Genomic DNA, 14,425 nt, shown 5'->3' with positions numbered 1-14,425 from the left:
TCCTCACGCCCCGGCGGTATAAGCGGCAATCGCCGCCATGTTGACGATGTCGCTGTCCTTGGCGTTGAGCGAGACGATCTGAACCGGCTTATCCAAGCCGACCAGCAGCGGGCCGATGACGGTCGAGCCACCGAGCTCCTGCAGCATCTTGGTCGAGATCGAGGCCGAGTGGAATGCCGGCATGATCAGCACATTGGCCGGACCGGTCAGCCGGATGAACGGGTATTGCGCCATGGCGCGTGCGCTGAGCGCCACGTCGGCTGCCATCTCGCCGTCATATTCGAAATCGACGCGCCGCTTGTCGAGGATGCGCACCGCTTCCTGGATGCGTTCGGAGCGCTCGCCCTGCGGATGGCCGAAGGTGGAATAGGCAAGCATGGCCAGCCGCGGCTCATAACCCATGCGGCGGGCAAAGCCGGCGGCCTCCTCGGCGATGTCGGCGATCTGTTCGGCATTCGGCATATCGTGCACGGCGGTGTCGGCGACAATCACGGTTCGGCCCCGCGCCAGCACGATCGAGGCGCCGATGACGCGGTGGCCGGGCTTGGCGTCGATGATGCGGCGGATGTCGTCGAGCGCCGTCGAGTAGTTGCGGGTGACGCCGGTGACGATGCCATCGGCATCGCCCAGCGCCACCATGCAGGCGGCGAAATGGTTGCGGTCGTTGTTGATCAGGCGCTGGCAGTCGCGAAACAGGAAGCCCTTGCGCTGCATGCGCTCGTACAGATAGTCGGTGTAGACGCCGTTGCGGCGCGACAACCTGGCATTGATGATCTCGATGCCTTGCTTGTTCAGTTCGATGCCGGCGTTCCTGGCGTTCTCCTTGATGATGTCGTCGCGGCCGAGCAGGATGGCGGTGCCGAGCCGCTGGTTCACATAGGAGACGGCGGCGCGCATCACCTGCTCCTCCTCGCCCTCGGCGAAAACGATGCGCTTGGGCTGGCGGCGCACGCGGTCGTAGATGCGCTGCAGGGTCGAGGCGATCGGATCGCGGCGTGCGGAAAGCTCCTGCGCGTAGCGGTCGAGGTCGAGGATCGGCTTGCGCGCGACGCCGGATTCCATCGCGGCCTTGGCAACCGCGATCGGAATGGCCGAGATCAGGCGCGGGTCGAACGGCACCGGGATGATGTAGTTGGGGCCGAATTTCGGCCGCATGCCCTGGTAGGCGGCGGCGACGTCGTCGGGTACATCCTGGCGCGCCAGTTCGGCGAGCGCACGCGCCGCGGCGATCTTCATGTCGTCATTGATGGTGGTCGCCCGCACGTCCAGCGCGCCGCGGAAGATGTAAGGGAAGCCAAGCACGTTGTTGACCTGGTTCGGATAGTCCGAACGCCCGGTCGCCATGATGGCATCGGCGCGGATTTCGGCGACTTCCTCCGGCGTGATCTCCGGATCGGGGTTGGCCATGGCGAAGATGATCGGCTTCTCGGCCATCGACTGCACCATCTTGGTGGTCAGCGCGCCCTTGGCTGAGAGGCCGAGGAACACGTCGGCACCGTCGAGCGCCTCGGCCAGCGAGCGCGCGTCGGTCTTGACGGCGTGCGCCGACTTCCACTGGTTCATGCCTTCGGTGCGGCCCTGGAAGACGACGCCTTTGGTGTCGCACAGGATGATGTTTTCGGGCGCAAAGCCCATCGCCTTCATCAGTTCGATGCAGGCGATGCCGGCGGCACCGGCGCCGTTGCAGACCATTTTGGTGGTCTTCATGTCGCGGCCGGTGATTTCCAGCGCGTTGATCAGGCCGGCCGCCGAAATGATGGCGGTGCCGTGCTGGTCGTCATGAAAGACCGGTATGTCCATAAGTTCGCGCAGCCGCTGCTCGATGATGAAGCACTCCGGCGCCTTGATGTCTTCCAGATTGATACCGCCGAACGACGGCCCAAGGAAACGCACGCAATTGATGAACTCTTCGGCATCCTCGGTGTCGACCTCGAGATCGATCGAATCGACATCGGCGAAGCGCTTGAACAGCACCGCCTTGCCTTCCATCACCGGCTTGGCGGCCAGCGCGCCGAGATTGCCGAGGCCGAGGATGGCGGTGCCGTTGGAGATGACGGCGACCATATTGCCGCGCGCCGTGTAGTCGAAGGCGCGGCTGGGATCCTCGGCGATGGCAAGCACCGGAACCGCGACGCCCGGCGAATAGGCGAGGCTGAGGTCGCGCTGGGTGGCCATCGGCTTGGTGGCGACGATCTCCAGCTTGCCGGGGCGGCCCATGGCATGGAATTCCAGCGCCTCCTGCGCACTGACGGAGGGGCCGTTGCTTTCGGTTTTCTTGGCCATGATGCTTTCGATTTCCTCACCCGTGCAGCACCTCGTTGAGACGCGCGCGGTGCTTTCTTTTGTGGAACGTTCGGGATTAAGGCTACACTTCGCCGCTGTAAACCGCCAAGCAGATGGCTTGGGAAATTTTGGAAGCAACTTCTTGAACGACGAAACGCCCATTCGCAGCGACAGCGCTACGCCGGCCTTTGCGCCGGCAACGCCGATGATGGAGCAGTATATCGAGATCAAGGCGGCGAACCCGGATTCGCTGCTGTTCTACCGCATGGGCGATTTCTACGAGCTGTTCTTCGATGACGCCGAGAAGGCGAGCCGGGCGCTCGGCATCGTCCTGACCAAGCGTGGCAAGCACCAGGGCCTCGACATCCCGATGTGCGGCGTGCCGGTGCATGCCGCCGACGATTATCTGCAGAAGCTGATTGGACAAGGGTTCCGCGTCGCCGTCTGCGAGCAGATCGAGGATCCGGCAGAGGCGAAGAAACGCGGCGGCAAATCGGTGGTGCGCCGCGACGTGGTGCGGCTGGTAACGCCCGGCACCATCACCGAGGACAAATTGCTGGCGCCGTCGGAATCGAGTTTCTTGATGGCACTTGGCCGGGTCAAGGGCGGAGCCGATCAAAGAAGCGGGGAGCGCAGCAGCGCGACAGGGAACCAAGGAAGTTTTGCGCTGGCCTGGATCGAGATCTCGACCGGCGCCTTCCGCGTTGCCGAGACCAGCGCCGACCGGCTGCTCGCCGATGTCTTTCGCGTCGACCCACGCGAACTGATCGTCGCCGAACCGGTGTTTTACGATCCGGAGCTGAAACCGGTGTTCGATGTGCTCGGCCGCATCGCCAGTCCGCAGCCGCCGAGCCTGTTCGACTCGGCGTCGGCCGCCGGGCGCATCGCCCGTTTCTTCGAGGTGGCGACGCCGGACAGTTTCGGCACGTTTTCCCGCGCCGAACTGTCGGCGATCTCGGGCGCCATCGCCTATGTCGAGAAGACGCAGAAGGCCGAGCGGCCGCCGCTGTCGCGGCCCGAGCGCGAGGAGCAGGGTTCGACGCTGTTCATCGATCCGGCGACACGCGCCAATCTGGAACTGCTGCGCACGCTGTCCGGCAGCCGCGAGGGGTCGCTGTTCAAGGCGATCGACCGCACGGTGACCGGCGGCGGCGCGCGGCTGCTCGCCGACCGGCTGATGGCGCCGCTGACCGATCCGGCGGCAATTGGCGCAAGGCTGGATTCGGTGTCGTTCTTCCGGTCCGAGACACGGCTGTGCCAGGCGGTGCGGGCGAGCCTGAAGAGCGTCGCCGACATGCCACGCGCGCTGTCGCGGCTGGCGCTCAACCGCGGTGGCCCGCGCGATCTCGGCGCGCTGCGTGCCGGGTTCGAGGCCGCCGGCGCTATTGCCGAACTGTTTGGGGCGACCGCCCTGCCGCCAGAATTGGCGGCGGCGCTGGCGGCGATCGAGGCGCTGCCGCGCCCGCTGGCCGAGCATCTGACGCGGGCGCTCGCCGACGAACTGCCGCTGCTCAAGCGCGACGGCGGCTTCGTCCGTTCCAGCTACAACGCTGAGCTCGACGAGATGCGGGCGCTGCGTGATGAATCGCGCAAGGTGATCGCCGGGCTGGAGCGCTCGCTGATCGACGAAACCGGCATCCGCTCGCTGAAAATCCGGCACAACAATGTGCTTGGCTACTACATCGAAGTCACCGCCAACAACCATGCGATCATGACGAGCAGCGACGGGGCGAAGGCGCGCTTCATCCATCGCCAGACCATGGCCAACGCCATGCGCTTCACCACGACCGAACTGGCGGACTTGGAATCGAAGATCGCCAATGCCGCCGACCGGGCGCTAGCGATCGAGCTTGCCGCCTTCGACAGGCTGACGGCGGAAGCGGTCGGCGAGGCGGACAAGATCCGCGCCGGCGCCGAAGCACTCGCCGTGCTCGACGTGTCGGCGGCACTGGCGCTGCTTTCCGAAAGCGAGGCATGGTGCCGACCCATCGTGGACGCGAGCCTCGCCTTCGCCATTTCGGGCGGGCGGCATCCGGTGGTGGAACAGTCGCTGCGGCGTTCGGGCGAAGGACCGTTCGTCGCCAATGATTGCGATCTGTCGCCGGAAGGCAATGCCAAAAACGGCGCGATCTGGCTGCTGACCGGCCCCAATATGGGCGGCAAATCGACCTTCCTCAGGCAGAATGCGCTGATCGCCATCCTCGCCCAGACGGGCTCCTTCGTGCCGGCGACATCAGCCCATATCGGCGTCGTCGACCGGCTGTTTTCACGTGTCGGCGCCTCCGACGATCTGGCGCGCGGCCGCTCGACCTTCATGGTCGAGATGGTCGAAACGGCGGCGATCCTCAACCAGGCCGGCGAGCGCGCGCTGGTGATCCTCGACGAGATCGGCCGCGGCACCGCCACCTTCGATGGCCTGTCGATCGCCTGGGCGGCGGTCGAGTATCTGCACGAGAAAAACCGCTGCCGGGCGATCTTCGCCACCCATTTCCACGAAATGACTGCGCTGGCCAGCAAGCTTGCTCGACTGCACAATGTCACCATGCGGGTCAAGGAATGGGAAGGCGACGTGGTCTTCCTGCACGAGGTCGGCAAGGGTGCCGCCGACCGCTCCTACGGCGTGCAGGTGGCGCGTCTGGCCGGCTTGCCGGAGGCGGTGGTCGGGCGGGCCAGGGAAGTGCTGCATCAGCTGGAAGCGGGCGAGGTTTCGGGCAAGGCCAACCGGCTGGTCGACGATCTGCCGCTGTTTTCGGTGGCGGTGAAACGGGAAGCGCCGAAGCCGGTGAAGGACGATGCACTGGGCGCCGCGCTCGGAGCGATCAACCCCGACGAGATGACGCCGCGGGAGGCGCTGGAGGCGCTGTATCGGCTGAAGGGAATGGCGGGGAAATAGCTGGGCCTCGTCCGCTCCCATCCCTCAAATCATCTGCAGGCCCTGCTTGCGCCTCGGCGGTGGGAAGGCGCGGTCGATTTCGGTGAAATCCTCACGCGTAAGCTCGATGTCGAGCGCCGCGACATTCTGGCGGATATGCTCCTGCTTGCTGGCCTTTGGAATGGCGATGACGCCGTCCTGTGCCATCACCCAGGCCAGCGCCAGCTGAGCCGGCGTCGCATCGTGGCGGGCGGCGATGGCTTCGAGGCTGGCGTTGCGCGCCAATACGCCCTGGTCGACCGGCGAATAGGCCATCAGCGGAATGCCGCGCTGCCGGCTCCAGGGCGCAAGGTCGAATTCGGGGCCGCGCTGGGACAGATTGTAGAGGATCTGGTTGGTCTGGACGCCGTCGCCGGCCGGCAGGCTGACCAGTTCCTCCATCTCATGAGTGTCAAAATTGCTGACGCCCCAATGGCGGATCTTGCCGGCTTTTTTCAACGCTTCGAAGGCCTCGACCGTTTCCGCCAGCGGCACGCTGCCGGGCCAGTGCAGCAGATAGAGATCGATGCGGTCGGTGCGCAGATGCCTGAGGCTTGTCTCGCAGGCAGCCGGCACGCCGGTGCGCGAGGCGTTGGATGGCAGCACCTTGGAGACCAGGAACACCTCGTCGCGGCGCCCGGCAATAGCATCCGCCACCACTTCCTCGGCGCCACCGCTGGCATACATTTCGGCGGTGTCGATCAGCGTCATGCCGAGATCCAGCCCAAGCTTCAGGGCATTGACCTCATCGGCATGGCGGCGGGCGTCCTCGCCCATTTTCCAGGTGCCTTGACCCAGCACGGGAACGGCTTCGCCCGAGGGCAATGTTGTGGTTCTTATCGTTGACGGCATGGCGTGCTCCAGTCGAGGCCCGATGGCCGATGCTACTTCACCGGATGGGCGACCAGCCAATCCTGCATCCGCTTGATCTCGGCTTCCTGCGCCGCGATCACCGCTTCGGCCAGCTTGCGCATTTCCGGATCCTTGCCATTGGCAAGCTCGACCTTGGCCATGTCGATAGCCGCCTGGTGATGCGGGATCATGCCGCGGGCGAAATCGACATCGGCATTGCCGGAATATTCGATCGCCGTCATCGCGGTGTGCATTTTGTCCATCGCCGCCTTGTAGCTGTCGGTCGAGGCACCCTGCGCGCCCATCGCCCCCATGTCGTGCGCCCCCATGTCGTGTTTCGTCTCCTGGGCTTGCGACGGAATGCTTTCCAGGAAAACGGCAAGCAGCATTCCGGCCGCCATCAGCAGCAGCACGATCTTCTTGGCCAACGTCATTCATGATCTCCTTTTTGAACGAGTTCCTATCTGGGGACTTGGCTCAGAGTTTCAACGTCCTGAGCCGCAACGCGTTGGTGATCACCGAAACCGAGGACAGGCTCATCGCCGCTGCCGCAATCATCGGCGACAACAGCGTGCCGGTGAGCGGATAGAGCACGCCGGCGGCGACCGGCACGCCAAGCACGTTGTAGAGGAAGGCGAAGAACAGGTTCTGGCGGATGTTGCGGATCGTCGCCTGGGCGAGCGTGCGGGCCCGAACGATGCCGTTGAGATCGCCCTTGACCAGCGTGATCCCGGCGCTTTCGACCGCGACATCGGCGCCGGTGCCCATGGCGATGCCGACATCGGCGGCGGCCAGCGCCGGCGCGTCGTTGACGCCGTCGCCGGCCATGGCGACGCCGCCGCCGCTGGCGCGCAACTCCTCGACCAGCGCGCTCTTCTGTTCCGGCAGCAGGCCGGCACGCACCTCGTCGATGCCGAGTTTGCTTGCGATGGCCTTCGCCGTGCGTTCGTTGTCGCCGGTCGCCATGATGATCTTCAGGCCGCGCTCGTGCAGCGCCTTTATCGCCTCTGATGTCGTCGCCTTGATCGGGTCGGCGACGGCGACGATACCGGCCAGCTTGTTGCCGACGGCGACGAACATCGCGGTCTTGCCCTCGGCCTGCAGCGCCTCGGCGCTGGTCGAGATGGATGCGATATCGATGCCGAGAGCGGCCATCATCGCGGCGTTGCCGAGCGCCACCTTCTGTCCCGACACCGTGCCGGAAACGCCCTTGCCGGTGACCGCCTCGAAACCGCCGGCGTCGGGAATCTTTACGCCGCGTTCACGGGCGCCTTCGACGATCGCCTCGGCCAGCGGATGCTCCGAGCCTTTTTCGAGGCCGGCGGCAAGGGCCAGCAGATCATCGTCCGCCATGCCCTCGGCAGCGACGATTTCGGTCAATCTCGGCCGGCTTTCGGTCAATGTGCCGGTCTTGTCGACGATCAGCGTGTCGACCGAGGCAAAGCGCTCGAGCGCCTCGGCGTCCTTGATCAGCACGCCGGCATGCGCGCCGCGCCCTGTGGCGGTCATGATCGACATCGGCGTGGCAAGGCCCAGCGCGCAGGGACAGGCGATGATCAGCACCGAGACCGCCGAGACGATTGCAAAGATCAGACTGGGTTGCGGCCCGAAGATCGCCCAGGCGATGAACGCAACGATCGCAACCACCACGACGGCCGGGACGAAATAGAAGGAGACGCGGTCGGCCAGGCCCTGGATCGGCGCGCGCGAACGCTGCGCCTTGGCGACGAGCTCGACGATCCGCGCCAGCGCAGTTTCGGCGCCGATCCTCTCGGCGCGCATGATCAGCGAACCGTTCTTGTTGAGCGTGCCGCCAGTGAGCGGGTCGCCTTCAGTCTTTTCGACCGGCAGAGGCTCGCCTGACAGCATCGATTCGTCGACGGAAGAGCGACCTTCCAGCACCATGCCGTCGACTGGCACGGCGTCGCCAGGGCGGATGCGCAGGCGGTCGCCGGCCTTGACCGTGTCGAGCGGCACGTCGTTTTCGGAACCGTCCTCGCCGATCAGCCGCGCGGTCTTCGGCGCGAGGTCGAGCAGCGCGCGAATCGCCGAGCCGGTTTTTTCACGGGCGCGCAATTCCAGCACCTGGCCGAGGAAAACCAGCGCCACGATGACGGCGGCTGCCTCGAAATAGACCGGGACCGTGCCCTCATGACCGCGGAACTGGTGCGGAAATATATCGGGGAACAGCGCGGCTGCGACGCTGTAGAGATAGGCGGCACCAACGCCGAGCGAAATCAGCGTCCACATGTTGGGGCTGCGGTTGAGAACCGATTCCCAGCCGCGATGGAAGAAAGGAAAAGCCGCCCACAGCACAACCGGGCTGGCCAGCGCCAATTCCACCCAGATCTTGGTCGAATCCTCGATGAAGGCGCTAAACGTCAGGCCGAGCATCGGCGCCATGGCGAAGATCAGCAATGGCACCGACAACACGGCGCTCACCCAGAAGCGCCTGGTGAAATCGACCAGTTCCGGGTTCGGGCCCTCGTCGCCGGTCGGCGCGCCCATCGGTTCCAGCGCCATCCCGCAGATCGGGCAGGCGCCTGACTTGTCGCGGACGATTTCTGGATGCATCGGACAGGTGTATTGCGTGCCTTTCGGCATCGCCTGCTGCTCCGGCCTGTCGCCAAGATACTTTGCCGGCTCCGCCTCGAACTTCACCTTGCAACCGGCCGAGCAGAAATAGAAGCCCTGGCCTTCATGCCGGGAAAAGTGCTTCGCGGCGGCACGCTCGACACGCATGCCGCAGACCGGATCGGTGGCGGTAATGTAGTTTTCCGGCTCGGCCGTGAACCTCGAACGGCAGCGCTCGCTGCAGAAACGATAGCGATGGCCGCCATGCTCGGCGGTCGGCTTGCCGGCGGCCGGATCGACGGTCATGCCGCAGACCGGATCGCGAATGACCGCGTCGGCGACGGACGGAGCAGCTTTCGGCGGGCAGCAACCGCTATGGGCGTGATGGTCGTGGTCGGAATGCGTCAATGCGGAAAGGCCTCTCTGTCTCGAACTTGCAACAGAGGTAGTGCTTCCAATAACTGGAAGGTCAAGGCCAATTTCGATGTTTGGTGCCGTGGTGCGTGCCGGACTGCCTGACCCAAACCGCTCCATGCTTATGGCCGCCGCCACTTCCGGGCTTGGCAACATCGTCCAGCAAGACCATCTATCAAGTGCGGCAGGAGGCGATCATCCGGTTTCGACTCCCGTGGAGAGCGTGTCCGTCCGCCCCATACCCAGCGCCGCGAAAACGCGCTATAGACGCCGCCAAAACGGCGAGGCCGAACGGCACTTATGGCAAGAATCTCTCTGAAGCTCGACGAACTGATCGACGGCGAAGCCTTGCGCCGCGAGATGACTGCGCTGACTGAGGCCACGGCAGGCGACGGCTCCGGCAAGGCTGCGCGTGCCGGTGTTCTCCAGCTTCTCAAGAGCAGGCTGGCCGCCGGCCGCAGCATTGCCGAACGCATGCTGATGGACGACGGCAGCGGCACTGCCTGCGCCGCCCGGCTGTCGCATCTCATGGACGAAATCATCCGCGCGCTCTACGAGTTCGCCGCAACCCACGTCTATCGCGTCAAAAACCCGTCATCGGCCGAACGCATGGCCGTCGTAGCGGTCGGCGGCTATGGCCGCGGCACGCTAGCGCCGGGATCCGATATCGATCTCCTCTTCCTGCTGCCCTACAAGCAGACGCCATGGGGCGAGCAGATCGTCGAATACATGCTCTACGTGCTGTGGGACCTGGGGCTGAAGGTCGGCCACGCCACCCGCAACATCGACGAATGCCTGCGGCAGTCGCGCACCGACATCACCATCCGCACCTCGATCCTGGAGGCGCGTTTCCTGTGGGGCGAGCAGAAGCTCTATGACGAGCTCTTGCAGCGCTTCGACCGCGAGGTGGTGCGCACGACCGGACCCGAATATGTGCAGGCCAAGCTTGCCGAACGCGACGAGCGTCATGCGAAGGCCGGCGAAAGCCGCTATCTGGTCGAACCCAACGTCAAGGACGGCAAGGGCGGCCTGCGCGACCTGCAGACGCTGTTCTGGATCGGCAAGTATTTCTACCGGGTCCGCACCGGCGAGGAACTGGTCGACAAGGGCGTCTTCACCGGCACCGAATACCGGGAATTCCAGAAGGCCGAGGACTTCCTGTGGGCGGTGCGCTGCCACATGCATTTCCTCACCGGCAAGGCCGAGGAACGGCTGCATTTCGACATCCAGCGCGAGATCGCCGAGCGGCTGGGCTACACCACACATCCGGGCCTGTCGGCGGTCGAGCGCTTCATGAAGCATTACTTCCTCGTCGCCAAGGACGTCGGCGATCTGACCCGCATCTTCTGCGCGGCGCTCGAGGAGGAGCAGGCCAAGCATGTGCCGGGCTTCAACCGTATCTTCCTCACCTTCTCGCGCCGCAAGCGCAAGCTTGCCGGCACGTCCGATTTCATTATCGACAACCATCGCATCAACATCGCCGACGACCTGGTGTTCGAGCGCGATCCGGTCAATCTCTTGAGGCTGTTCTGGTTCGCCGACAAGCACGGGCTGGAATTTCACCCCGATGCGCTGAAGCTGCTGACCCGTTCGCTCGGCCTCGTCGGCAAGGCGCTCAGGCGCGACGAGGAAGCCAACCGGCTGTTCCTCGACATATTGACGTCGGACCGCAATGCCGAACTCAACCTCAGGCGCATGAACGAGGCGGGACTGCTGGCAAAGCTGGTCCCGGATTTCGGCAAGATCGTCGCCATGATGCAGTTCTCGCTGTACCACCACTATACGGTGGACGAGCACCTGATCCGCTGCATCGGCGTGCTGGCCGAGATCGAGCGCGGCGACGGTGAAAAGGTCCACCCGCTTGCCCACTCGCTGATGCCGGGGCTGAAGAAAAGCCGCGAGGCGCTCTATGTCGCGGTGCTGCTGCACGATATCGCCAAGGGCCGGCCGGAGGACCATTCCGAAGCTGGCGCCCGGATCGCGCGGCGGATCTGCCCGCATATGGGGCTGTCGGCGGCCGACACCGAAACGGTCGCCTGGCTGGTCGAGAACCATCTCGTCATGTCGATGACCGCGCAGACCCGCGACCTCAACGACCGCAAGACGATCGAGGACTTTTCCGCGATCGTGCAGTCGGTTGAACGGCTGAAGCTGCTGCTCGTCCTGACCGTCTGCGATATCAGAGGCGTCGGGCCTGGCGTCTGGAACGGCTGGAAGGGTCAGTTGCTGCGCACGCTCTACTACGAAACCGAACTGCTGTTGACCGGCGGGTTTTCGGAAGTGTCGCGTGCGATGCGCACCGCGGCCGCCCGCGAAAAGCTGGCCGAGGCGCTCGCCGATTGGCCGGAAAAGGCGCGCAAGCGCTATGTCGCCAAGCACTATGAGAATTATCTGCTGGCGGTCGATCTCGCCGACCAGCTTCGCCACGCCGAATTCATCCGTGAGGCGGATGCGGCGGGCAAGAAGCTCGCCACGATGATCAAGACCCACCAGTTCGAGGCGGTGACCGAGATCACCGTGCTGGCGCAGGACCATCCCCGCCTGCTGTCGGTCATTGCCGGCGCCTGTGTGGCGGCCGGCGGCAACATCGTCGATGCGCAGATCTTCACCACCTCCGACGGCCGCGCGCTGGACACCATCCTGATCTCGAGGGAATTCGACCGCGACGAGGACGAACGCCGCCGTGCCGAACGCGTCGGCCGGCTGATCGAGGACGTGCTGTCGGGCAAGAGCTGGCTGCCGGAGATGATCGAGAAGCGCACCAAGCCGCGGCGCGGCGCCAAGGTCTTCCGCATCCAGCCGCGCGCCGAAATCCGCAACACGCTGTCGAACCGGTTCTCGGTGATCGAGGTCGAGGGGCTGGATCGGCCGGGCCTGCTGTCCGAGATCACCGGGGCGTTGTCCGACTTGTCGCTCGACATCGCCTCGGCACACATCACCACCTTCGGCGAAAAGGTCATCGACACCTTCTATGTCACCGATCTCACCGGCCAGAAGATCGACAGCCCGACCCGCATGGCCGCCATCAAAAACAGGCTGATCGCCGTCCTCGAAGGCACCGTGCCCGAGCGCGGCGGCAAGGCCAAGGCTGCGGCCGAGTGACCGCCACCACTCATTTGTCCCAATCCTGCAGGCAGTCTCCAGACGCATGAGCCTTGTCAAAAAGTTCGCGACGGTCGCTTCCGGCACGCTGATGAGCCGCGCCCTCGGCTTCGGCCGCGAGATGCTGATGGCGGCCGCGCTCGGCACCGGGCCGATCGCCGACGCCTTCAACGCCGCCTTCCAGTTTCCCAACACCTTCCGCCGGCTGTTTGCCGAAGGCGCCTTCAACGCCGCCTTCGTGCCGCTCTTCGCCAAGGAGATCGAAACCCACGGCACCGATGGCGCCAAGCGCTTTTCCGAAGAGGTGTTCGGCGTGCTGTTCACGGCGCTGCTGGCGCTGACCATCGCCATGGAACTGGCGATGCCGCTGATCGTGCGCTACCTGGTGGCGCCGGGCTTTGCCGACTCGCCGGGAAAGTTCGAGATGACGGTCCGGCTCGCGACCATCATGTTTCCCTATCTGATCTGCATGTCGCTCGGCGCCATGATGGCCGGCATGCTGAATTCGCTGCGCCGCTATTTCGCCGCCGCGGTGGCGCCGGTGTTCCTAAACGTCATCCTGATCGGCGTGCTCGCCTATGCCTGGCACAAGGGATCGGACGCGCGCACCGTTGGCTTCGCACTGGCCTGGGGCGTGCTGGCGGCGGGGCTGGTGCAACTGGCGATCGTCTGGGTGGCGGTGCGCCATGCCGGCATCTCGATCGGCTTTCGCCGGCCAAGGATGACGCCCAATGTCAAGCGGCTGCTGATCCTGGCGCTGCCGGCGGCGATCACCGGCGGCATCACCCAGATTAACCAGCTGATCGGCACCGCAATCGCCTCGGCGCAGGACAGCGCGGTGTCGTCGCTCGCCTATGCCGATCGCATTTATCAGCTGCCGCTCGGCGTCGTCGGCATCGCCGTCGCCATAGTGCTTCTGCCCGAACTGTCGCGGGCGCTGAAGTCGGGCAATCTGATCGAGGCGGCCAATCTGCAAAACCGGTCGGTGGAGTTCACGCTGTTCCTGACTTTGCCGGCGGCGGCGGCACTGCTGGTCATGGCGGAGCCGATCGTCGGGCTGGTCTACGAACGCGGAGCATTTGCCGCAAACAACTCGACGCCGATCGTGGCGGCGATCCTGGCGATCTTCGGCTTGGGGCTGCCGGCCTTCGTGCTGATCAAGGCGTTCACCCCCGGCTATTTCGCTCGCGAGGACACACGCACGCCGATGATCTTCGCCGCGATCTCGGTGGCGGTGAACATCACCACCGCGCTGACGCTGTTTCCGCAGATGGGCGCGCCGGGCATCGCCGTCGCCTCGGCCGTCGCCGGCTGGGTCAATGCGCTGATGCTGCTCGGCGTGCTGATCCGGCGCGGCCATTGGGGCCGCGACGTACCGCTCTTGAGACGCATCCCACGGCTGGTGCTGTCGGCGGCGGTGATGGCGGCGGCGCTGTATTTTGCCGAGCACTGGTTCGCCGCCCAACTGGCTTCGGGCTCGCCGCTGGTGGTAAAGACTGCAACCCTGCTTGGGCTGGTCGCCGGCGGGGCGCTGCTTTACTTCGTCACCGCCTTCGCCATCGGCGGCGCCGATTTCGGCATGATCCGGCGCAGTATGGCGCGGAAGGGATCACCGCCTGTCAGGGGACAGTCTCCAGATCCGTAAGCCGGAATTCGTCCGCCGTCGAAAGCATCGGAACGGCGTAGTAGTGCGCGCAAGCGTAGTGGAAACAGTCAGCCATGTTCAGGCGGATAGCGTTGTTGCGAAACCGCGACGCCGCCTCAACGGACAGAGATGTTGCGTCAGAGGCCGGCGGAAGCTCCCGCAGGGCAATTGCCCGCTCTTCGAGAAAACGGCTAACTATCTTCAGGCTTACGGCGACCGGTATGGCCAGCTTTTCCGATCGAGAAAGCGCCATCGCGGCTTCCCAAACGGCGATCGCCGACGTGAACGGAGCCGACGCCTCCATGACCGCGTGCGCACAGCGCTGGGCTTCGGCTTCGTCGCTCAGCACCGCGACGATAGCGGCTGCGTCGACGAACATCAGTCTTCGCCGGACAATTCGTCATAAACCGAGCGCGGCAGCGGGTTACGCGCCTGCTCGCTCAGCTCAATCCCGAACTCGGCCCGGAGCCGTGCCGCCGTCTCCAGCGGCGTCTCGCGATTACGCCGGCGCTCCAGAGCTTCACGCATAGCGATCACAATCGCCTCGGTAATGCCGACGCCCTCGACCTTCGCGAAGGCACGCGTCAAGCTGTCTGCCTCCTTGTTGCTTATGTTGATCGTCAATTCACTTCTTGCCTTATTCA

Annotated in this window: 9 protein-coding genes; 3 read left to right on the top strand and 6 right to left on the bottom strand. The window is 64.9% G+C overall.

Annotated features, from left to right (window positions below):
* Positions 1-3 precede the first annotated feature (3 nt).
* Positions 4-2,283, bottom strand: a complete 2,280-nt coding sequence (locus AC0L2C_RS09820) for an NADP-dependent malic enzyme (RefSeq protein WP_128244462.1) — start codon at positions 2,281-2,283, stop codon at positions 4-6.
* A 142-nt stretch (positions 2,284-2,425) separates the two neighbouring features.
* On the opposite strand from AC0L2C_RS09820, the gene mutS reads away from it, so the two are divergent.
* A complete protein-coding gene (gene mutS, locus AC0L2C_RS09815) occupies positions 2,426-5,176 on the top strand; it encodes a DNA mismatch repair protein MutS (protein WP_287254581.1) in 2,751 nt (916 codons plus the stop codon).
* 24 nt (positions 5,177-5,200) lie between these two features.
* On the opposite strand, the gene AC0L2C_RS09810 is transcribed toward mutS, so the two are convergent.
* From AC0L2C_RS09810 to AC0L2C_RS09800, 3 genes are read right to left on the bottom strand one after another with little or no spacing between them, the layout of a single operon-like run.
* Complete coding sequence (locus AC0L2C_RS09810) at positions 5,201-6,046, bottom strand: aldo/keto reductase (protein ID WP_287066115.1); 846 nt, start codon at positions 6,044-6,046, stop codon at positions 5,201-5,203.
* 32 nt (positions 6,047-6,078) lie between these two features.
* Positions 6,079-6,480: a CopM family metallochaperone gene (gene copM, locus AC0L2C_RS09805; protein WP_473523260.1), complete on the bottom strand. Its 402-nt coding sequence runs from the start codon at positions 6,478-6,480 to the stop codon at positions 6,079-6,081.
* A gap of 43 nt (positions 6,481-6,523) precedes the next feature.
* Positions 6,524-9,028, bottom strand: a complete 2,505-nt coding sequence (locus tag AC0L2C_RS09800) for a heavy metal translocating P-type ATPase (protein WP_473523259.1) — start codon at positions 9,026-9,028, stop codon at positions 6,524-6,526.
* A gap of 306 nt (positions 9,029-9,334) precedes the next feature.
* Here AC0L2C_RS09800 and AC0L2C_RS09795 point away from each other — a divergent pair, with 306 nt between their 5' ends.
* A complete protein-coding gene (locus AC0L2C_RS09795; RefSeq protein ID WP_287066118.1) occupies positions 9,335-12,136 on the top strand; it encodes a [protein-PII] uridylyltransferase in 2,802 nt (933 codons plus the stop codon).
* Between the two features lie 46 nt (positions 12,137-12,182).
* A complete protein-coding gene (gene murJ, locus AC0L2C_RS09790; RefSeq protein WP_287066120.1) occupies positions 12,183-13,781 on the top strand; it encodes a murein biosynthesis integral membrane protein MurJ in 1,599 nt (532 codons plus the stop codon).
* Here the strand turns inward: murJ and AC0L2C_RS09785 are convergent.
* Positions 13,756-14,160, bottom strand: a complete 405-nt coding sequence (locus AC0L2C_RS09785; protein ID WP_473523258.1) for a type II toxin-antitoxin system VapC family toxin — start codon at positions 14,158-14,160, stop codon at positions 13,756-13,758. The two genes, murJ and AC0L2C_RS09785, sit on opposite strands and share 26 nt — an antisense overlap.
* Positions 14,160-14,405, bottom strand: a complete 246-nt coding sequence (locus AC0L2C_RS09780) for a type II toxin-antitoxin system VapB family antitoxin (protein ID WP_027151585.1) — start codon at positions 14,403-14,405, stop codon at positions 14,160-14,162. Before AC0L2C_RS09780 ends, AC0L2C_RS09785 begins: the two co-directional genes overlap by 1 nt.
* Positions 14,406-14,425 lie beyond the last annotated feature (20 nt).

It is taken from the genome of Mesorhizobium sp. WSM4845, from assembly GCF_055811455.1.
The sequence above is the reverse complement of the archived record's forward strand: the minus strand, read 5'-3'. Positions and strand labels throughout refer to the sequence as shown.